The 20,584-nt window shown below is 69.4% G+C and carries 18 protein-coding genes; 7 read left to right on the top strand and 11 right to left on the bottom strand.

The window, feature by feature from the left end; all coding sequences use genetic code 11:
- Window positions 1-2 precede the first annotated feature (2 nt).
- Window positions 3-965 carry an isopenicillin N synthase family dioxygenase gene (locus D7X96_RS04505; RefSeq protein ID WP_120551007.1) on the top strand — a complete coding sequence of 321 codons (963 nt, stop codon included), beginning with the start codon at window positions 3-5 and terminating at the stop codon, window positions 963-965.
- On the opposite strand, the gene D7X96_RS04510 is transcribed toward D7X96_RS04505, so the two are convergent.
- Window positions 958-1,890 (bottom strand): hypothetical protein, encoded by a 933-nt coding sequence (locus D7X96_RS04510; protein ID WP_121769073.1) that lies wholly within the window; start codon window positions 1,888-1,890, stop codon window positions 958-960. The genes D7X96_RS04505 and D7X96_RS04510 overlap by 8 nt on opposite strands.
- 90 nt (window positions 1,891-1,980) lie before the next feature.
- Here D7X96_RS04510 and D7X96_RS04515 point away from each other — a divergent pair, with 90 nt between their 5' ends.
- A complete protein-coding gene (locus tag D7X96_RS04515) occupies window positions 1,981-3,018 on the top strand; it encodes a carbon-nitrogen hydrolase family protein (RefSeq protein ID WP_121769074.1) in 1,038 nt (345 codons plus the stop codon).
- Here D7X96_RS04515 and gatB read toward each other — a convergent pair.
- Genes gatB through D7X96_RS04535 form a run of 4 tightly spaced genes read right to left on the bottom strand, consistent with a single transcriptional unit; the run spans window position 3,015 to window position 6,619 of the window.
- Window positions 3,015-4,460 (bottom strand): Asp-tRNA(Asn)/Glu-tRNA(Gln) amidotransferase subunit GatB, encoded by a 1,446-nt coding sequence (gene gatB / locus D7X96_RS04520; protein ID WP_120551004.1) that lies wholly within the window; start codon window positions 4,458-4,460, stop codon window positions 3,015-3,017. The two genes, D7X96_RS04515 and gatB, sit on opposite strands and share 4 nt — an antisense overlap.
- Window positions 4,461-4,488: 28 nt before the next feature.
- Window positions 4,489-5,952, bottom strand: coding sequence for an Asp-tRNA(Asn)/Glu-tRNA(Gln) amidotransferase subunit GatA (gene gatA / locus D7X96_RS04525; RefSeq protein WP_121725092.1), 1,464 nt, complete (start codon window positions 5,950-5,952; stop codon window positions 4,489-4,491).
- Window positions 5,953-5,958: 6 nt separating this feature from the next.
- Complete coding sequence (gatC, locus tag D7X96_RS04530; RefSeq protein WP_014394213.1) at window positions 5,959-6,246, bottom strand: Asp-tRNA(Asn)/Glu-tRNA(Gln) amidotransferase subunit GatC; 288 nt, start codon at window positions 6,244-6,246, stop codon at window positions 5,959-5,961.
- Between the two features lie 25 nt (window positions 6,247-6,271).
- The gene (locus D7X96_RS04535; protein WP_120551002.1) at window positions 6,272-6,619 is read right to left on the bottom strand and encodes a TFIIB-type zinc ribbon-containing protein; all 348 of its coding nucleotides are present in this window, start codon (window positions 6,617-6,619) and stop codon (window positions 6,272-6,274) included.
- A 202-nt stretch (window positions 6,620-6,821) separates the two neighbouring features.
- Here D7X96_RS04535 and D7X96_RS04540 point away from each other — a divergent pair, with 202 nt between their 5' ends.
- The 3 genes from D7X96_RS04540 (at window position 6,822) to D7X96_RS04550 (ending at window position 11,538) form a co-directional block, all read left to right on the top strand.
- Window positions 6,822-9,905, top strand: coding sequence for an FtsK/SpoIIIE family DNA translocase (locus D7X96_RS04540; protein WP_208647267.1), 3,084 nt, complete (start codon window positions 6,822-6,824; stop codon window positions 9,903-9,905).
- A gap of 75 nt (window positions 9,906-9,980) precedes the next feature.
- Window positions 9,981-10,265 carry an antibiotic biosynthesis monooxygenase family protein gene (locus D7X96_RS04545; protein ID WP_120551000.1) on the top strand — a complete coding sequence of 95 codons (285 nt, stop codon included), beginning with the start codon at window positions 9,981-9,983 and terminating at the stop codon, window positions 10,263-10,265.
- 43 nt (window positions 10,266-10,308) lie between these two features.
- Entirely contained in the window at window positions 10,309-11,538 is a 1,230-nt protein-coding gene (locus D7X96_RS04550; RefSeq protein ID WP_121723405.1) for a THUMP domain-containing class I SAM-dependent RNA methyltransferase, read from the top strand.
- On the opposite strand, the gene plsY is transcribed toward D7X96_RS04550, so the two are convergent.
- Complete coding sequence (gene plsY / locus D7X96_RS04555; protein ID WP_121723406.1) at window positions 11,464-12,042, bottom strand: glycerol-3-phosphate 1-O-acyltransferase PlsY; 579 nt, start codon at window positions 12,040-12,042, stop codon at window positions 11,464-11,466. The genes D7X96_RS04550 and plsY overlap by 75 nt on opposite strands.
- Before the next feature lie 23 nt (window positions 12,043-12,065).
- On the bottom strand, window positions 12,066-12,497 hold the full coding sequence (locus D7X96_RS04560; protein ID WP_120550997.1) for a DUF2752 domain-containing protein: 432 nt from the start codon (window positions 12,495-12,497) through the stop codon (window positions 12,066-12,068).
- An 89-nt stretch (window positions 12,498-12,586) separates the two neighbouring features.
- Between D7X96_RS04560 and D7X96_RS04565 the strand changes: the two genes are divergently transcribed.
- Both D7X96_RS04565 and D7X96_RS04570 read left to right on the top strand, forming a co-directional pair.
- Entirely contained in the window at window positions 12,587-13,144 is a 558-nt protein-coding gene (locus tag D7X96_RS04565) for a DUF4920 domain-containing protein (RefSeq protein ID WP_208647268.1), read from the top strand.
- 26 nt (window positions 13,145-13,170) lie between these two features.
- Window positions 13,171-13,767 (top strand): hypothetical protein, encoded by a 597-nt coding sequence (locus D7X96_RS04570; protein ID WP_244219443.1) that lies wholly within the window; start codon window positions 13,171-13,173, stop codon window positions 13,765-13,767.
- 1 nt (window position 13,768) lies between these two features.
- On the opposite strand, the gene D7X96_RS04575 is transcribed toward D7X96_RS04570, so the two are convergent.
- The 4 genes from D7X96_RS04575 to D7X96_RS04590 all read right to left on the bottom strand — a co-directional run bounded on the left by D7X96_RS04575 (window position 13,769) and on the right by D7X96_RS04590 (window position 20,417).
- Entirely contained in the window at window positions 13,769-14,707 is a 939-nt protein-coding gene (locus D7X96_RS04575) for a hypothetical protein (RefSeq protein ID WP_208647269.1), read from the bottom strand.
- 99 nt (window positions 14,708-14,806) lie between these two features.
- Window positions 14,807-16,351 (bottom strand): radical SAM protein, encoded by a 1,545-nt coding sequence (locus D7X96_RS04580; RefSeq protein ID WP_120550993.1) that lies wholly within the window; start codon window positions 16,349-16,351, stop codon window positions 14,807-14,809.
- Between the two features lie 115 nt (window positions 16,352-16,466).
- Window positions 16,467-17,186, bottom strand: a complete 720-nt coding sequence (locus tag D7X96_RS04585) for a hypothetical protein (RefSeq protein WP_147468225.1) — start codon at window positions 17,184-17,186, stop codon at window positions 16,467-16,469.
- Between the two features lie 30 nt (window positions 17,187-17,216).
- Window positions 17,217-20,417, bottom strand: a complete 3,201-nt coding sequence (locus D7X96_RS04590) for a TonB-dependent receptor (RefSeq protein ID WP_208647270.1) — start codon at window positions 20,415-20,417, stop codon at window positions 17,217-17,219.
- Between the last annotated feature and the right edge of the window lie 167 nt (window positions 20,418-20,584).

Consider the following 20,584-nt stretch of genomic DNA (forward strand, 5'->3'; position numbering starts at 1 on the left):
GCATGTCCCGCTCGGCCCGACGCATCCCCACCGTGAACCTGTCCCACTACCGCTCCGGCAATCCCGAGGAGCGGGCCCGCTTCGTCCAGGTCTTTGGCGACGCGCTCAAGGAGTTCGGCTTCGTGACCGTGGAGGGCCACGGCGTGGATGACGCCCTCATCCGCCGCACCTACACGGACGTGGAGCGCTTCTTCCAGCTGCCGGAGTCCACCAAGACGCGCTACGCGGTGCCGGAGCGTCCGGGGCAGCGGGGCTTCATGGCGTTTGGCCAGGAGCACGCGAAGAACCGCAAGGTGGGGGACCTGAAGGAGTTCTGGCACGTGGGCCGGGAGCTGCCCGTGGGCCACCCGTACCGCGAGGACTATGGCGCCAACGTGTGGCCGGAGGAGGTGCCCACCTTCCGGGAGCACACGCTGACGCTCTACCGGGAGCTGGACGACGCGGCGACGGTGATGCTCCAGGCGCTGGCGGAGTACCTGGGCATCGCGCGCAACACGCTCAGCGACATGACGGTGGACGGCAACTCCGTGCTGCGGCTCATCCACTACCCGCCGCTGAAGGACCGCTTCATCCCGGGCGCGGTGCGCGCCGCGGAGCACGAGGACATCAACTTCATCACGCTGTTGTGCGAGGGCACGGCCGGCGGCCTGGAGCTGCTCACGCGCGACGGCGAGTGGATCCCGGTGGACACGCTGCGCGGCCAGATTGTCGTGGACTCGGGCGACATGCTGAGCCGGGTGATGAACGGCGTCATCCCGTCCACGACGCACCGGGTGGTGAACCCGCCCAGCCCGGAGCAGGACACGGTGCGCTACTCCATGCCCTTCTTCGTGCACCCGTTCTCCGACTGCATCCTGAAGCCGCTGCCGCAGACGGAGACGCCGGACAACCCCGCGCGCCACCCGCCCATCACCGCGGACGCGTTCCTCAAGCAGCGCCTGCGCGAGCTGGGCTTCCTCAAGTAGCCCCCGCGCGGGCAGTCAGTTCGTCCATGTGCACGCGGAAGTGGCGAGTCCCTTCCGCGCCGTGGAGCCAGGCGCCCCGCCCCTTGAGCCACGAGGGCTGCCACGCACGGCCCGTCTCGTCCGTGAGGACGACGCGGGCCAAGGGGCCCAGGCGCTGGTGGCCCCGGTCGTACAGCGTGAAGAGTTGGAGCTCGCTGGCCGCGTCGTAGCCGCCCCCGAACAGGACGTGCGTGCCGCTGACGACGATGGCGTGCGCGCCCCGCACCGGAGAGTTCCAGACCGTGGAGCGCTGTCCGGGCCGCATGCGCACGAGCGGGAAGTCCGTGTAGCTGTAGAACCAGGTCTCCTGCTCCGACGCGACGTTGAGCGCGTAGCAGTCCACGATGATCTGCTCTCCGGGCAGCGCCATCCGCACGCCGCTCTCCTGCCGCTGTCCCAGCGCATCGAAGCGCACCAGGCCGTCCTCACCGATGGGCCGCTGAGGCCCCTCACCGCCCCAGCCCCGGTTCCCGAAGACGCCCTCGTCGAAGTAGCTGACCCAGAGCTGTCCATCGGACGTCGTCTGCACGTCCGCGATGCCGTCGCCCAGGGTCAGCTCCCGGAGCAACAGGCCTTCCGGCGAATAGACGTGGGCGTTGCGCTCATGCTGCTTCTCGGAGAGGTAACGGCACCGCGCGTTCACGAGCAGCACCTCCCCGTCGGGAAGCGGCTGGACGTAGTCGAAGTCCGGGGCGCCGGCAGGCAGCGTGAAGCGCTCCCAGAAGTCCCACGCGTCCGCGAAGTGGAGGACCTCGCCGTCTTCCGCGAGCCACCACACGGTGTTGTCGGGCGCCACGCCCCGGGCCTTCGCCTTGCGTCCCGCGAGCGCCTCCGCCGTGTCGACGAACGCGTGCACCTCGACCTGGAGTGTCCTCTTCGTGGGCATCACGGCCCCGACGGTGGCACTCCCGGAAGCTGACGGTCCATCGCCGGGAGGCTCGCGTGCCCTTGGGGCGGGTGTCATCCTCGCGGCACCGTGGCCACCTCCCTCGACCTGTTCGCCATCCAGCCGCGCGTCACGCTCGACGACTACGCCTCGCCGGAGACCTTCGCCGCGCATCACCGGGCGCTGGCGGCCCGCGTGGACGCGCTGCGCCCCCGGGACGCTTCGGGCCGGCCGTTGAACCCCGCGCTCGCCGTCTGGCCGGAGATGGTGGGCGCGGCGCTGGGGCTGATGGGGCACCTGCCGCGCGTGCGCAACCGCAAGACGACGAACGGCGCGATGACGCGCGTGGCGCTCGCGGAGTGGCTGGGCATGTTCCGCACGTGGAGCGCCTTCCACCCGCCGACGCTGGAGGAATGCCTCTACGCCACGGTGGCGCCGCGCGTGCACCGGGCCATGTACGAGACCTTCTCCGGCATCGCGCGCGACTTCGGCCTGTGGGTGGTGGCCGGCAGCGCGCTGTTGCCCATGAACCGGCTGGGCCCGGACACGCCCGAGTACGAACCCGCGGGCGCGCGCACCTTCAACACCAGCTACACGTTCTCACCGGAGGGCCACTGCGTGGCCGTCACGCGCAAGGTGAACCTGGTGCCCACGCAGGAGGACGTGCTGCACCTGAGCCCGGGCCGCCCGGAGGACCTGCCCGTGCTGGACACGCCGTTCGGGAAGCTGGGGACGCTCGTCTGCTACGACGGCTTCCGCGAACCCCACACGTCCGGCGAACCCTACTTCGTGCCCTGCGCGCAGTACCTGGACGCGCTGGGCGTGGAGGTGCTCGCGCAGCCGTCCGCCAACGCGTGGAGCTGGGACGCGCCCTGGGCCTTCAACGCGCCGGGCGAGACACAGCTGCGCCGCGAGCAGTGGTTCAACGAAGGCCTCTTCACGCAGCTGCGCACCCTGAAGCGCGTGCGCTACGCGGTGAACCCGCAGCTCACCGGCGGCTTCTTCGACAACACCTTCGAGGCGCCCTCGCTCATCCTGGAGCGCCGGGGACCGGACGACGTGCACGTGCTCGCCCAGTCCGCGGATCCACGCGGAGAGGACGTGCTCCACGTCACCGTGCCCCGCTAGTCCCCCAGCTTCTTCTTGAGCAGCTCGTTGACGAGGCCGGGGTTGCCCTTGCCCTTCATGGCCTTCATCACCTGGCCCACGAAGAAGCCGTACACACTCTTCTTGCCGGCCTTGTACTTCTCCACCTCGCCCGCGTTCTTCGCGAGGATGTCGTCCACCACCGCCTCGACGGCGCCCACGTCGCTGACCTGCGCCAGGCCCTTCTCCGCGATGATGTCCGCGGGCGCGCGGCCCGTGCGGAACATCTCCCCGAGCACGTCCTTCCCCGCGTTCGCGGACACCGTGCCCTTCTCCACCGTGGTCAAGAGCTCGCCCAGCTGCGCCGGGGTGAAGCGCAGCGCGGAGATGGGCGTGCCCTCCTCCTTGAGCAGGCGGCTCAGCTCCCCCAGGAACCAGTTGGAGAGCTTCTTCGCGTCGGAGACGTGCTTCGCGCAGGCCTCGAAGAAGTCCGCCAGCGGGCGCTCGGCGGTGAGGATGCGCGCGTCGTAGGCCGGCAGGCCGTACTCGCTCATGAAGCGCGTGCGCTTGGCGCGCGGCAGCTCCGGCAGCGACTGCCGCTGTGAATCCCGCAGCGCGTCCGACACCAGGAGCGGCGGCAGGTCCGGCTCCGGGAAGTAGCGGTAGTCGTGCGCGTCCTCCTTGGAGCGCATGGACCGCGTGACGCCCTTGTTCACGTCCCAGAGGCGCGTCTCCTGGTCCACCTTGCCGCCGGACTCGATGACGTCCACCTGGCGCGCCGCTTCGTACTCGATGGCCTGCTTGAGGAAGCGGAACGAGTTGAGGTTCTTCAGCTCGCAGCGCTGCCCGTACGTGGTGGAGCCCTTGGGCATCACCGACACGTTGGCGTCGCAGCGGAAGCTGCCCTCCTCCAGGTTGCCGTCGTTGACGCCCAGGTACACCAGCACGTCACGCAGCGCCTTGAGGTACTCCACCGCCTCGTCCGCGTCGCGCAGGTCCGGCTCGCTGACGATCTCCATCAGCGGCACGCCCGCGCGGTTCAGGTCCACCAGGCTCTGCCCCGCGGAAGCGGACGCGTCGTGGATGCTCTTGCCCGCGTCCTCCTCCAGGTGGATGCGGCGCACGCGCACCGTCTTCTCACCGGAGGGCGTGTCGATGACCAGCTCGCCCCACTCGCAGATGGGCTGATCATACTGGGTGATTTGGTAGCCCTTGGGCAGGTCCGGATAGAAGTAGTTCTTCCGGCTCCACACGCTCGTGGACTTCACCGTGCACCCGAGCGCCAGGCCCGTGCGCACCGCGTACTCCACCACGCGCTGGTTGAGCACCGGCAGCACGCCGGGCATGCCCAGGCACACCGGGCAGGTGTGGTGGTTGGGCTCCGCGCCGAACGCGGTGGAGCAGCCGCAGAAAATCTTCGACTGCGTGAGCAGCTGCGCGTGGACCTCGAGTCCGATGACCGTCTGGAAGTCGCTCAGGGGCATGGCGGTGTCACCCGTGTGTCCGCGCCCGCTAGACGGGGGCGGCGCGGCGGAAGAAGTCGTGCTCGCGCTCGAACGCGCGGGCGATGCGCAGCAGGCGGGCCTCGTCGAAGGGGCGCCCCAACAGCTGCATGCCGATGGGCAGCCCGCCTTGAGTGAAGCCGCACGGCACGGACAGGCCCGGCAGGCCCGCCAGGTTGCACGGCAGCGTGTAGACGTCCATCAGGTACATGGACAGCGGGTCGTCCACCTTCGCGCCCAGCTTGAACGCCGGCACCGGCGACGTGGGCGACACGATGGCGTCCACCTGCTGGAACACCTTCGTGAAGTCCTCGCGGATGAGCGTGCGGACCTTCTGCGCGCGCAGGTAGTACGCGTCGTAGTAGCCGGCGGACAGCGCGTAGGTGCCCAGCATGATGCGGCGCTTCACCTCCGCGCCGAAGCCCTGCCCACGCGTCTGCGTGTACAGCTCCTTGAGCCCGCGCGCGTCCTTCGCCCGCTGCCCGTAGCGGATGCCGTCGTAGCGGGCCAGGTTGCTGGACGCCTCGGAGGACGCCAGCAGGTAGTACGTCGCCAGCGCGTACTTCGTGTGCGGCAGCGACACGTCCACCAGCGTCGCGCCCAGCTTCTCCAGCTCCTCCAGCGACGCGCGCAGCGTGCCAGCGACCTCCGGGTCCATGCCCTCCGCGAAGTACTCGCGAGGCACGCCCAGCTTGAGGCCGCGTACGCCGTCCTCCAGCCCCGTGAGGCAATCCGGCGTCTCCACGTCCGCGGAGGTGGAGTCCAGCGGATCATGCCGCGCGATGAGCTGGAACAGCGCCGCGGTGTCCCCCACCGTGCGCGCCATGGGGCCCGGCTGGTCCAACGACGAGGCGAAGGCGATGACGCCGTAGCGCGACACCCGCCCATACGTGGGCTTGAGCCCCACGGTGTTGGTGAGCGCCGCGGGCTGGCGGATGGAGCCGCCCGTGTCCGTGCCCAGCGCGCCGAACACCTCACGCGCCGCCACCGCGGCGGCCGAACCACCGGACGAGCCGCCCGGCGTGCGCGTCAGGTCCCACGGGTTGTGGGTCGGGAAGTACGCGCTCGATTCATTGGACGAGCCCATGGCGAACTCGTCCATGTTCAGCTTGCCCAACAGCGGCAGGCCCGCTTCCTTCAGGAGGCGCACCACGGTGGCGTCATAGGGCGGGACGAAGCCCTCCAGGACGCGCGAGGCGCAGGTGGTCTCCACCCCTTGCGTGAGGAAGATGTCCTTGAGCCCCACGGGCACGCCGTCGAGCGCGCTCAGCGGGCTGCCGGCCTTGCGGCGCGCGTCGCTGGCCTCGGCGGCCTTGAGCGCCCCGGACTCGTCCACGCGCAGGAACGCGCGGACCTTGGGATCCACCTGGGCAATGCGCTGGAGGCTCGCGCGCGTGGCGTCCACGGAGGACACCTCGCGCGAAGCCAGCTTCGCCGCCAGCTCCAGCATCGACAGGTCGGTGAGCGACGACATGGCGGGCTACTCCAGGATTTTCGGGACCGCGAAGGCGCTGCCCACCTTCGCCGGCGCGTTGGCGAGCCCGGCTTCCGGGGGCAGCGACGGACGCAGCACGTCCTCGCGCAACAGCGAGGACGCGAGCGTCGCGTGGGAGGTGGGCTCCACCTGGCTCACATCGAGCGCTTCCAGCTCCGCCACCGCGTCCAGGACCGCGGACAGCTGGGTGGCATAGCGCTCCTCCTCCTGCGGCGTCAGTGACAGCCGCGCCAGGGTGGCCACGTGCCGGACCTGCTCGAGCGTGAGGGCCATGGGGAAGCCTCCTCCAGACGGGGGACTACGGGGTCGGCGGCGTGCGCTTGAACAGGTTGAGGATGGCGCCCATCACCTTGCCGCTCCCCTCGTGGCCGTGCTGCTTGATGACCTCGTCCAGCTCACCCGCGTCCAGCCAGACGCCGTGGCAGTTGAAGCAGCTGTCCAGCTCCACGTTGCCCTGCTTCAGCGTCTGCAGGTCCATGCCGCACTTGGGGCACTTCATGTAGTGCAGCTGCTTGAGCGACTCGCGCTGCTGGGCGGCCATCTCCTTGGACTGCTCGAGGGCCAGCTTGCGCTTGGCTTCAATCTCCTCGCGCGCGAAGTAGTCGTCTTCGTTGTGGGAGGGCTTGTCAGGGGTCACGTTGGACATGGTCTTGGGTTCTCCTTGGCGGCAGGCACCATACCTTCTCGCCGCGGGGACGCGCCCGAAATGTAGGCCCTGCTGCCGCCTCCTCGGGGCCCCCTTGGACGCCTGCCGGAAAATTGACCCCGCCCCCTCCCTCCCTATTCTCGCCGGGCGGATTGCTACAGCTCGCTACGCGGCTGGAATCGGGCAGAGGGAACAGGGGTCCATGACAGCGGCAAAGAAGGGTGGCCGGGGCGAGAAGGCGGTGCTCTCCCGGCAGGAGATCGCGACGCGCCGCAAGGCGCTCAACAACAAGAAGATGAAGGCGCCGGGCGCGGCCAGTCCCGCCAAGCGGGCGCTCGTGGGCGTCTTCATCCTGGCCGCCTCGTTGCTGGCCTTGCTGGCGGTCGCCACGTTCGACGCGCATGACCGGGTGGGCCCCGGCTTCCACAACGCGGTGGGCCCCATGGGGCACCTCATCGCGGAGACCCTGCGCGGCGCGCTGGGCGTGTGCGCCTACCTCATCCCCGTGGGGGGCATCTACACCGCCGTGGTGCTCTTCGTGGGCAGCCGCGACCGGCGCCGCATGCCTCAGATCATCTCCCTGGCGCTGCTCACCTGCAGCGTGTCCGTGCTCGCGCAGCTGATGTTCGCCAAGGACAAGGGCTGGGCCCACCCGCCCGGCGGCGCGCTGGGCGCGAGCCTGGGCGGCCTGATGGAGGGGATGTTCTCCACCGTCGGCACCATCATCCTCGTCACCGCCATCAGCGCGGCGGCGCTCATCGTGGGCACCCAGTACACGTTCTTCAAGCTGTGCTCGCTGGTGTGGGCCGGCCTCACCGTCCTGGGCCGCCGCCTCTCCGAGTCCGCGCACGTCTTCTGGGAGCAGCAGAAGGTCAACTACGCGGCCCGCCAGGAGCGGCTCGCGCAGGAGAAGGAAGAGGAGGCCGCGTTCCTCGCGGAACTGGAGGCAGAGGAGGAGGAGCTGTCCGAGGCCGAGCGCCTGGCCGCCGAAGCCGAGGCCGCCGAGGCCGAGGCCCTGGCCGAGGAGGCCGTGCGCCTGGCCCGGCAGAACGAGAAGGAGCAGCTCGCCAACGCGAAGAAGGCGCTCAAGGAGCAGAAGGACCGCGAGAAGCTGGAGAAGAAGCTCGCCCGCGAGGAGCCGTCCGAGGACGAGGAGCACGACGACGCCTCCGGCGAGCAGTCCTCGCTGCCGCCCGAGCGCGCCGAGCGCCGTTCTCCGGGCGCCGACCCCGCCTGGGCCGCGTCCTTCCTCGCGCCCCAGCCGCAGCTGCCCGCCGGCGTGGACGCTGGCGAGCCCCCGCGCCGCGCTCGCAAGACGCCGCAGATCGTCACCCCGCCCGCCGCTCCCTCCACGCCGCCGGTGCCCGCCGCGTCGCTCACGCCTCCGGCCGCCGAGCCCGCCGCGAAGCCCGTGGCCGCGGAGAAGCCGGCCGCCGCGCCGGGCAACGCCCTCATCCCCGCGCCGCCCGCCGCGCTGGCGCGCATGCCGCTCATCGTGGAGCCCAAGGCGCCGCCCAAGCCCACCGCCACGAAGCGGCCGCAGGACCAGTTCGAGTTCGTGGGTGACCGCAAGAGCTTCTCCCTGCCGCCCCTGGACGTGCTGGAGGCGGACAAGAAGGAGCGCTCCGCGCTGGACAAGGACGCGTTCCTCGTCACGGCGGAGAAGCTGCGCGCGAAGCTGGCGGACTTCGGCATCGTGGGCGAGGTCGTGGAGATCCGCCCCGGCCCCGTCGTCACCATGTACGAGTTCCTGCCCGGGCCCGGCATCAAGGTCAGCAAGATCGCCGCGCTCCAGGACGACCTGGCCATGGCCATGGAGGCCATGCGCGTGCGCATCGTCGCCCCCATCCCCGGCAAGGGCGTGGTCGGCATCGAGGTCCCCAACCGCGACCGCGAGACGGTGTTCCTCAAGGAGATCGCGGAGCAGGACACGTTCCAGAAGAGCGGCAGCAAGCTCACCATGTGCGTGGGCAAGGACATCGAAGGCATGCCGTACGTCTTCGACCTGGTGAAGGCCCCCCACCTGCTCATCGCGGGCACCACCGGCTCCGGCAAGTCCGTAGCGGTGAACTCCATGATCATGAGCATCCTCCTCAAGGCCACGCCCGAGGAGGTCCGCTTCATCATGGTGGACCCGAAGATGCTGGAGCTCTCCGTCTACGAGGGCATCCCGCACCTGCTGCTCCCCGTCGTCACCGACCCGAAGAAGGCCGCGCTCGCGCTGCGCTGGGCGGTGGAGGAGATGGAGCGCCGCTACCAGATGCTGTCCGAGGCGGGCGTGCGCAACATCGCCGGCTTCAACAAGCTGGTGGAGACGCAGGCCACCGAGGAGAAGCCCGCCGTCGCCGCGCCCGCCGCGAAGAAGAAGAAGCCCAAGAAGGTCCTGGTCGTGGAGGGCAGCGCCGAGCCGGTGGCGGCCTCCGCCTCCGCCAGCGACGGCCTGGGCGTGGCCATGCCGCGCGAGGACGACGAGGACCTGCGTGAGGCCATCGTCTCCGAGCCCGCCCCCAACCTGGAGGCCGACGGCGAGGAGGACGCGGAGTTCGAGGAGGACGGCGAGGAGTCCACGCCGGCCGAGGCCGCCTCCACGGAGAAGAAGGAACTCAAGAAGCTGCCCTACATCGTGGTCATCATCGACGAGCTCGCGGACCTCATGATGGTCGCCAGCCGCGAGGTGGAGACCTACGTGGCGCGCCTGGCGCAGATGGCGCGCGCCGCCGGCATCCACCTGATGGTCGCCACCCAGCGTCCGTCCACGGACGTCGTCACGGGCATCATCAAGGCCAACTTCCCCACGCGCATCAGCTTCATGCTGCGCTCGAAGCCGGACTCGATGACGATTCTGGGCACGGTGGGCGCGGAGGCCCTGCTGGGCATGGGCGACATGCTCATCATGCCGCCCACGAGCGCGCACCTGCAGCGCGTGCACGGCGCCTACGTCTCCGAGCAGGAAATCAAGAAGGCGGTGGACCACCTCAAGGCCCAGGGCAAGCCCGTCTTCGACGAGTCCATCCTCAAGCCGCGCGACGACGAGAGCGAGGGCGGTGGTGGCGAGGAGGACGAGCTGTCCGACGAGCTCTACGACCAGGCGCTCGCCGCGGTCAGCGAGATGCGCTCCGTCTCCATCTCCATGCTCCAGCGCAAGATGCGCATCGGCTACAACCGCGCGGCGCGCATGATTGAGCGCATGGAGCGCGACGGCGTGGTGGGCCCCGCGGACGGCGCCAAGCCCCGCGAGGTGCTGCTGCGCGGCCTGGGCGACATGCCCGGCGCCGGGGCGATGTAGCCACCTTCACCGATTCAAGACCGCTTCAAGGCCGCCGGGGAACGGGCTCCCGTCCCCGGCGGTTTCCTCCTGACCATGATTGTCGCCATCTCCCGCTTCCGCGCGTCCCCCGAAGAGGCCGACGGCTGGGTCCAGCGGCTCCAGGAGCGCTCCCGGCGGGTGGACGGCCACGCGGGCTTCCTGGGCCTGGAGGTGCTGCGCTCGTTCGAGCGCTCGCCTGAAATCCTGCTCGTCACGCGCTGGAGGGACCGGGAGGCCCTGAAGGCCTACTTCCAGTCAGAGGACTTCCAGCGGGCGAAGGGGGCCAGCGCGTCCCAGGAGGACGCCACCTTCACGATGTACGAGGTCGTGGCCACCTGAGCAGTTCCCAATCGCCCCCCAAGTCGTCTAAGGGCGGTGCACCATGGCTGAACGTCTTGCCCTATTCGCCACCGCCGCGCGCGGCACCGAGGACCTGCTCGCCGAGGAGCTGAAGGAGCTCGGCGCCAAACGCATCCGCCAGGACCGGGGCGGCGTGCGCTTCATGGCCGCGCTTGATGAAGCCCTCAACGTCTGCCTCTGGTCCCGCATCGCCATGCGCGTGCTCTACCCGCTGGGCGAGTTCGACGCGAAGGGGGCCCAGGGGCTCTACGACGCCGTCGCCAGCGTGCCGTGGGAGGAGCACCTCACCACGAACGTGACCTTCGCGGTGGACGCGAACCTGAAGGACACCGAGCACGCGCACTCCGGCTTCGTGGCGCTGAAGGTGAAGGACGCCATCGTGGACCGCCTGCGCGACAAGCTGGGCTCGCGGCCGGACGTGGACACCCGCAACCCGGACGTGTCCGTGGTGGCGCACCTGGTGAAGGAGAAGCTGTCGCTCTCCCTGGACCTCGTCGGTGAGCCGCTGCACCGGCGCGGCTACCGCGTGCGCCCCACCCCCGCGCCCCTGAAGGAGAACCTGGCCGCGGCCCTGCTGCGCGCGGCGGGCTACACCGGCACGGAGGCGCTGGTGGACCCCATGTGCGGCTCCGGCACCATCGTCATCGAGGGCGGCCTCATCGCGCGCAAGCGGGCCCCGGGCATCAACCGCGGCTTCGCGGTGGAGCGCTGGCCGCACCTGGGCACACGCGCGAAGGAGCTGCTCGCGGACCTGCGCGCGGACGCGCGGCGCAACGAGCGCAAGGTGGAGGTCCCCATCCTCGGCTTCGACAAGAGCGACGAGGCGCTGGAGGCCGCGGACCGCAACGTGAAGGCGGCGCGGCTGGGTGAGGAAATCCAGCTCGCGGAAGGCGACGCCACGAAGCTCCCGCCCCTGCCCGAGGGCGGCGGACTCGTCCTCACCAACCCGCCCTATGGAGACCGGCTCGGCTCCGGCGGCCAGAAGGGCATGAAGACCTTCTACTTCAAGCTGGGTGACAGCCTGCGCGCGCTGCCGGGCTGGCGCGTCTGGGTGCTGTCCGGCAACCCCGCCTTCGAGAGCGCCTTCCACGCGCGCCCCATGGCCCGGCGCGACGTGTGGAACGGCCCCATCCCCTGCACGCTGCTGGGTTATGGCGCTCGGCCGCTGCCGCCCGGCTCAAAGCCGGTGCTCGGTGCGCCGGGCGAGCCGCTGGAGGTTGCTCCGGTGCGTCCAGAGCATCAGGACGAATAGCCCCGCGGTGAGCAGCACGTACTCGCGCGCGGGCGCGGTGAGGAACGCGGTGGCGATGGCGACCACCGCCGCGGACAGCGAGCCCACGGAGCTCACGCGCCAGCGGGCCACCACCAGCCCGTAGATGATGGCGCCCGCGAGCGCCGCCTTGGGCACCAGCACCACCAGCACGCCCAGCGCGGACGCCACGCCCTTGCCGCCCTGGAGCTTGAGCCACACCGGGTACACGTGCCCCAGCACCGCGGCCAGGCCCACCAGCGCGTGCGCCTTCGCGTCCCCGGGCATGAAGTGCACGGCCAGCGCCACGGGCAGCACGGCCTTGAGCGCGTCCAGCAGCAGCACCACCGCGCCCAGCTTCTTGCCGGCGACGCGCGTGACGTTGGTGGCGCCAATGTTGCCGCTCCCGCTGGCGCGCACGTCCACCCCGCGCAGCCACCGCGTCAGCAGCACGCCAAAGGGGACGGAGCCGCAGAGGTAGCCCAGCAGGAGGAAGGCGGAGAGCACGGAAGAGGACAGGGTCCCGCCCTTCAGGACAGCAGGTGCGGGAAACGGGTGTGCACCACGACGTAGGCGTAATTGACCAGCAACACCAGCGGGAACGCGATGCGCACCCACAGCCACTCGCGCTCGCTCAACTCCACCTCCGGGATGGGCAGCGCGAAGAGGAAGTGCAGCACCGTCACCACCGCGGCCAGCGCGAACAGCAGCGCGCACACGGTGCCCAGGGGGTTGGCCTCCCACGCGCCCGGGATGTTGAAGTGCGCGACGCGGTCCGCCACGCGGGTGAGCCCGCAGCCCAGGCAGGGCCAGCCCGTGTGCTCGCGCAGCACACAGCCCCAGAACGGGATGATGCGCGCCACGGGGACGTAGCGCCCGATGAGCAGCCCCCCGAGCCCGACGAGCCCGAGCCATTCGAATGTGCCCAACCGGCGGTTGGGAGCAGGGATGGTGATCTTCATGCGCACCTCGCGCCGAGTGTGCGGGATAGGTCGCGTGGATGGAAGGGGCGCCTTGCCGGGGCCCGGAAACCTGGGCTAAGCGAACGGGCATGCACATGCTCCGCACCGCCCTCGTGATGCTGGTCGCCGCTCCCCTCGTGGCCCTCGCGGCGGACAAGACGCCCAAGCCCGCCGCCAAGGCCGAAGCCGCGTCGAGCGACTGCCACCACCCCGCCGACGCGAAGACGCCCGAGGCCGCCAAGGCCGAGAGCTCCGGCGGCTGGACGCTCACCCGCGGCGAGCCCCTCAAGGGCGAGAAGACGGTGAAGCTGTCGGAGCTGCTCGCGAAGCCCCAGGCCCACGACGGCAAGGTCGTGCGCGTGGAGGGCCAGGTGCGCAAGGCGTGTGAGAAGAAGGGCTGCTGGATGGAGCTGGCCCAGGACGCCAAGAGCCCCGGCGTGCGCGTGACGTTCAAGGACTACGGCTTCTTCGTCCCGCTGGACTCCGCGGGCTCGCAGGCGCGCGTGGAGGGCGTGGTGAAGGTCGCGGAGCTGAGCGACGCCCACGCGAAGCACTACGAGGCGGAAGGCGCCATCGTCCCGCGCGGCACCGACGGCAAGCCCCGCGAGGTGCAGCTCGTGGCCTCCGGCGTCGAGCTGCGCCGCTAGCCGCGATGGGAGGCCGCAGTTTCAGCATGAGGGGCGTGCAGGGCGCGGCCGACCGGGCCGTGCAGCACGCCCGTGCGTGGCTCCTGGAGACGGAGCCCGGCTCGCGCGTGCACGACGTGCAGCTGGATCCGCGCTTCCAGCACCGGGGCGTGGACCTGCTCTGGGAGCTGCCCTCCGGAGAGGTGCGCGGCATCGAGGTGAAGGGCGACCGCCAGGCCACCCGGCGCCGCTACTTCTTCGAGCTCATCTCCAACCTGGAGAAGGACACGCCGGGCTGCTTCCTCTACAGCGGCGCGGACCTGATGCTCTACGTGTTCCTCACGCAGGGGGAGCTGCACGCCCTGCCCCTGCCCCGGGTGCGCGAGTGGTTCCTGCCGCGCGCGAAGGAGTACGCCCTCAAGCACGCCTTCACCCAGACGGGTGCCATCCGCTACACCACCGTGGGCGCCGTGGTGCCCGTGCGCGACGTGTCGGAAGGCGTGCCTGGAGTCACCGTCGTGAAGCTCAAGCGCCCGGCGCCAGAGAGGCCTGAGCCCAAGCCTGGCGTCGAGCCCGCCGCGGCCAGCGAGCCCGAAGCGCCCGAGGCCCCGGAATCCCAGGGCCCCCGGCGCACGGGGACGTGAACTAGCGGCGGCGCTGCGGCTGCGCGTGCTGGTGCCGGTGCGCGCGGTGGCCGGGGTGCATCTTGTCGTGCAGGGCCTCCAGCCGCTCCTGCGTGCCCATCAGCTCCAGGAGCGCGGACCGGTCGTTCTGCTGCTTGAAGACGTGCTCCAGGCGGGGCACCAGGTCCAGCGCCAGGTGGATGTCGTTGGCCTTCTCCGCCTCCGCCAGCAGGCCGCGGCCCTCGACGGACGCGTCAATCCAGGCCTGCAGGTGGATGAGGCCGTCCACCGCCAGCAGGCGCGAGATGGGCGCGCGCGCCGTGTCGTGGATGAGGTTCTTGAGGTCCTGGATGGCCGGCTCGCGCTCGCCCTTCGCCGCGCGCACCACCGCCTGGGAGATGCCGCGCCGGTCGGGCAGCAGGAACTCCTCCACCTCGGCGAACGCCGTCGCGTCCTCCAGGTGGCCCTGGGCGGCCAGCGACTCCGCCAGGCTGTCGAACAGCTCCGCGTCCTTCTCCGAGAAGGGCGCCAGCGCCTCCTGGAGGAACGGCGCGGGCAGCGCGCCCTTGTCATCCACCGCCAGCTTCGAGCGCAGCGCCTTCAGGTGCTCGAAGGAGGAGGCCACCGGGGCCTCCTTCGCGCCGTTGAGCTTGTGCACGAGCACCTGCATCAGCGTCGCCAGCGACGTGGTGAACTCCTGCGGGGACACGCGGTCCGGCATCCACCGGCGCCACAGCTCCACGGCCGCGGCCACGACGTAGTCCTTGAAGGGGCCCGTGCCCTTCCACTTCGCCGCCCACTGCTGGGCGATGCCGAGCGGATAGGCGGACTCCGCCAGCTTGCGGTAGTCCTCTTCACCCACGGGAACGCCGTAGTGCCCCAGCGTGCCCAGCAGGGCCTCCGTCGAGTAGTCCTTGAGGCCCGTCTTCTGCCACGACTTTTCCACGCGCTGCGTGCTCACCAGATGCTCTCCGAGGCCATGCGAGTGCCGGCCATCGGCCCCGCCTTGCCGCCTTCTAGCGAAAGCGGAGCCCGGCGAATACGGCCTTTGCGGGCCCCGTCAGGCGGCGGACGGCTGGGGCGGCGGGCGACCCGGCACGATGGGCCACACCGTGGGCTGGCGCCGCCCGTCCTCCACCCGGCGGGCCATGTACGGCTCGCACCCGCGCTCCTGGAAGGCCCGCTTCCACGCGGCGAAGCTGCCCCCCGCGCGCCAGGCGTCCATGGCCGCGAGCCCCGCCTCCGGGCCGCACTGGGCCAGCATGTACTCCACCCAGGCCCAGCGCGCGGACGTGGGCCGCACCTCGGCCCGTCCCCGCAGGCCCTTGCGCAGCCGCTCCAGCTTGTTCTCCACCTCGCGCAGCCCCGCGAAGGGCGCCCCGTCCAGCGGCGTGTTGCGCTTGGCCACGAAGGGCGCGACCCCCAGCGCCACCGGCAGGATGCGCGACAGCTCCGTGGTGAAGCGGATCAACTCGTCGATGTCCGCGTCCTCCTCATGGGGCAGGCCCACCACGTTGTAGACCTTGAGCTGCTTCATGCCCGCCGTGCGCGCGAACCGGGCCGCGCGGACAATCTGTTCCTCGGAGTGCTTGCGGTCCACCAGGTCCCGCATCTTCTGGGACGCCCCGTCCGCGGCCACCGTGAGGTTCGTCGCCCCGCCCCGGCGGAGCTGATCCACCAGCTCCTGCGTGAGCCGGTCCGCGCGCAGCGAGGACACGCCCACCTCGCGCCCGGAGTCCACGATGGCGCGCAGCAGCTCCACGATGCGCGGGTGGTCCGTCACGGCCGCGCCCACCAGACCCACACGCTTCGCGTGCTCCGGGATGAGGGACAGGATGCGCTCCGGGGGAACCGTCCGCATGCCGCCATTCGTGGTGCGGCGCATGACGCAGTAGTGGCAGCCCCGGGAGCAGCCCCGCTCCGGCTCGATGAGGAACATCGAGCGCAGCTCCGTGTGCGGCGTGATGATCTGCGTGCGCGCCGGCAGCCGGGCATCCGTCGCCTTGGCCACGTGGTAGCGCGCCCCACCCCGCCCGGGCACCCGGAAGCCGGGGACCTTCGCCAGGTGATCCAGCAGCGCCTCGCGGTCCATGGAGGCGGCGGCGTCCAGCAGGACGTGAATCAGATCCTCCGCCTCCCCCTGGACCAGCACGTCCACGAAGGGCTCCAGCGGATCCGGGTTGGAGAACGTCAGCGGGCCGCCCGCCACCACCAGCGGATGCCTGGCATCCCGCTCCGCAGAAAGAACCGGCAAACCAGACAAATCCAACATCGTGAACAAGCCTGAAAGCTCCAATTCGTAGGCAACCGAAAAGGCAAGCATTTCAAAGCCAGACACGGATGCCTGGGATTCCCAGGTAAACAGTGGCGTCCTTGTTCTCTTGTATGTCTCGACATCATCCGGAAGAAAGACACGCTCAGCGGTCGCGCCCGCGTGCGCATGCACCTCCCGGTAGATGGCCTGGTAGCCGAGCGAGCTCATCCCCACGTGGTAGGGGCTCGGGTAGCAGAGCGCGACCCGGTAGGGCGCCTCCTTGCGGAGCGTCCCTGCTTCGTCCGCCAGCAGCGAGCAGACGTGCTCGATGAGTTCGTAACGGCCCTCCATGGTCCTCCCGACGTGGATTCCAGACACCTAACAACAGCGCGGCCCCGGACCGCCACTCCCGCGTGGGGGAGGGGCTGCCGGGGCCGCGTTGGCCTTCAGGGTCGGTCAGTGCCGACTATTCCTTGAACGACGGGATGGCCTTGGTCGGCGTGCAGGCCTCGGTCTCGGGGTCGCACGTCACGGCGAAGTCCGGGTTCATGCCGGAGCCCGCACCGCACGTCGAGGGGGCGTTCGCCGGATCGTTCGGATCCAGCGACGGATCGCAACCCACCGCCGGCCAGATCGCGCGCATGACGTACTTCGCGGTGCAGCCGTTGTTCGTGTAGGTCAGCTCGCCGGTCATCTGCGTGCCAGGAGCGCCAGGGTTCGAGTACACCCGAACCTTGCCGAACTGGTAGTTGATGTCCTGCGGTTCCGCCGAGAACTTGCCCTGGTTCGCCAGAACGCCTGCCGCAGTGAACCCGTCCGCGGTGCAGAACTGCTCCGCGTCCTTGTCGATGCTCAGGTTGCCCGTCGCCTGGAGCTTCGCGAACCCAGTCGGCGTGCTGTCCGTGTCGAACTGTCCCAGGGCCGCCAGGCCCAACGGCCGGATGACCAGGATGGACGTGTTGGCCACCGGGTCCGCGAACTTCCAGACACCGAGTTCGTCACCCACCAGCGGCTCGAAGCCCTCGCAGGTGCCCTGGGGCGCATCCACTGCGTCGAACTTCGCCCACCAGTTGCCGGCCGTGGAGTCCTGAACGATGCACCCAGGATCCGGCTGCTCGACGTCGCAGGCGGACAGGCCGCCAGCGAGCCCAAGCATCACCACTGTCGAAAGAATGCTCTTGCGCATGTTGCTGATCTTCCTCACGTGGTCAGGTGATTAGAACGTGTACCGGACACCGAAGCGGATCTGCCGCGGGGCCTGGTAACGGTCCGGGTTCTTGAAGTTCTTGTTCAGGTCGTCGTCGGTCAGGAAGTCGCCAGAGCCGTCCGCGAGCGGGACGCCACCGGGCAGATCCGCCTGCGTACCCGCCTTCTGGGTGACCGGATCGTAGATCGGGAGAACCTCGGTGAACGTGTAGGACTGGTCGACGCGGTCCGCAGTCTGGAAGTTGAACAGGTTGAACACGTCCACGGTGAAGGACACCACGCTGTCCTTGCTGACGCGGTAGTTCACGCCCACGTTGGAGTCAACGCTGTTGACCCACGGGGTGCGACCGCCGGTGCCGCGCGGCAGGATGAACGTCTCATCCTGGCCGTAGCCCGGGTACGCGCCGAGGTAGCTGATCGGCGTGCCGGAGTTGCCGCGGTAGGACAGACCGATGCTCGCCGACAGCGCGTTGGAGATGTTGAACTCCTTGGCGCCGAAGACCTTGATGGCGTGCGTACGGTCGAAGGGCAGCAGGCCCGTGCGGTTGTTCAGGAGGGCAATCAGGTCGAAGTCCGCGAGGATGTTCGGGTCGAGCTGGTTGTTCTCCGGACGGAACAGACCGGGGTAGTTGCCGTACAGGCGGGACCACGTGTAGCTCGCCTGCGCCAGCCAGCCGTCCGTGAACGTGCGGTTCAGGTAGACGGTGACCGCGTCGTAGTCACGCACCGGCGTCGGGAACTCCTTGGCGAAGCCGCTGCCAGGGTTGCCGAGGAAGTACGTGTTGCCGTCGTCGCGGCTCATGTCCTCGATGACCGAGTTCATGTCGCGGTGCGTGTACGTCGCGCCCAGGCGGGTGTTCGCCAGGAGCTCGTACTCGCCACCGACCACCACTTCGTCGGAGGACTGGGGCTTGATGTCCGGATCGACCGGCTCGTTCTGCACCAGACCGCCGCTGTAGTACTGGTTCGACTGGAAGGTGCTCTCCGGGCGCGGGACGATGAAGTTCTTGTCCGCGCAGTTGCCGCGCTGGCCTTCCAGCGTGGACGGATCGCAACCGGCCGTACCGGCGCCCGGCTCCGAGAAGAAGCGACGCGCGCTGAAGCGGCGCTCACCCGGGAAGGCACGGTCCATCATGTTGAGCGGAACCTGCTCGTAGTACCGGGCGAAGTTCACGAACAGCTTCGCGCGGCCGTTGGCGAACGGATCCACCACCGCGCCGAGGCGGGGCGACCACTGGTTGCCGAGCTTCAGGGCCAGGTTGCCGTCACCGCCGTACATGGACTGCACGTCGTACCGGACGCCCAGGTTGAGGGTGACGCGGTTGGCGATGGACCAGCTGTCCTGGAGGAAGCCACCGATGGTGGTGCCGCTCGTGGAGGACTGCTGCAGGGTCTCGAACACCGGGGTGTCCGGGGCCGTCTGGTATCCGTAGCGGCGGTTGTCCGCCCAGATCTTGATGGTGGAGCCGTTGTAGGACGCGCGCGACTCCTGCAGGAACACGCTACCGGAGTAGGCCTTCTTCTGATCGAAGGTCAGGAACTCCGTGTCCACGCCCGCCTTGAACACGTGCGTGCCCAGGGCATTCAGCAGGTACGTGGCCTTCGCGTTGATCTGGTAGCGGTCCAGGGTGGCCTGGGACATGAAGCCAGGGCCGCCGACGTTGTAGTTCGTCACGGGGCAGCGGGCCGCCCGCTCAGCGTCGGTCACGCCGCAGTACTGATCCGCACCCGGAACGCTCTCGAACACCGTCAGGGGACGCGTGGTCGAGTACCGGGCCAGCGCGTAGCCGGCCAGGCCGTTCGTATCGCCAATGGCCGTGCCGTCCGCCGGAGAGTTACCCGCGGTCTGGTGGAACCAACCGAGGTTGGCGTCGACCAGGACCTTCTTCTCCAGGAACGCGCCCGCGTACTTGAAGGCGAGCGCCGTGGTGTTGGCGCGGTTCTCGGTGGCGCCGATGTCGCCAGGACGGCGAGCCTGCGCAGCCGGCAGACCGCCCGACTGGGGATCGATCTGCAGCTTGCCCAGACCACCCGTCACGGTCGGGGTGCCGTTCAGGGCGAACGACACGTTGTGATCCTGGTTGATGAGGTAGGTCAACTTACCCATGAACTGGATCGTGCGGGAGTCCGCGAAGTACTGACGCTCGGAGCCCGGGATCCGCTCGGTGATGCTGAAGCCGTTCTCGTCGGTGGCGACCGGGTTCTTCGCGTTCGGAGCCGGGTCGAACGGGGCCTCCAGCTGGAAGGCGTTGAGCGCGCGGGTGTGCTCGTAGCGCTGGAACGACGGCGCGAAGCCGGCGAAGAACCAGAGCTTGTCCTTGAGGATGGGGCCACCGAGGGTCGCGCCGAAGTCGCCCATGTTGCTCAGGGCGTTCAGGCCGGTGATCGTGCTGCCGTCCTCGATGACGAGCTTGCGCTTGCCTTCTCCGAAGCCCGGGGTCCAGTTGGCGAACACGGAGCCGTGGAACTCGTTGGAACCGGACCGCGTCACCGCGTTGATCACACCGCCCGTGGAGCGACCGAACTCCGGCATGTAACCGCCGGTGATGATGTTCACGTCCTGCACGAACTCGATGCTCAGCGGGCTGGCGTTGACGCCGAAGGCCGGGTCGTTCGTGGACAGGCCGTCCACCACGTAGCCGTTCTCAGGCGACGTCGTGCCGTTGATGGACACGCCGTACTGGTCGGACTGGGCGCCCGGGGCGAGCTCGGCCAGGGATTCAAAGGAGCGCGTCGCGCCACCCTTGCCCACGGGACGGGCCACCGCGATGCGCTTGATGAACTCCTGGTCGACGTTGACGCCCTGGTTCGTCGAACCGACGTCGATCGTCGGCGGGGCGCCAACGATGGTCTCCGTCGACGAGAAGCTCTCAGGGAGCAGCTCCACGTTCACGCGGATGGTGCGGTTGAGCAGCAGCTGGATTTCAGGGCGGGCGAAAGGCTTGAACGACTCCTTTTCGAACCGCAGGGTGTACGTGCCCGGTGGAAGCTGGGGAATACGGTAGTTACCCTGTGCGTCGGTAACCACGGTCTGCTCGCCCTGCAGGTTGGGCGAGGTGGCGGTGACAACGACATCAGCGGCCGGCTTCTTGTCCTCGGTATTGATGACAGTGCCGATGATGACGCTGGACTGCGCGAAAGCCGCGGATCCGTACAACAGACCCGCAGCAAGGACGACTCCGGTTTCCCGAAGTACTTGTTTCACTTGCATACCTAACCCCTCCAAGGTGGGCTGCAACCGAAAATGACTCCGGAAAATATCCGAGGTCAAGCAGTTGTCAATAGACCGTTGCTTTTTGGTGACCAGTGCGGCATTGCGCGATCACGCAGCGGCTTCATACACGGTTGCTTGAACCCGGAACCCTTTTCTGTATGGTG

The sequence above is a fragment of the Corallococcus interemptor genome (genome assembly GCF_003668875.1).
Classification (GTDB): domain Bacteria; phylum Myxococcota; class Myxococcia; order Myxococcales; family Myxococcaceae; genus Corallococcus; species Corallococcus interemptor.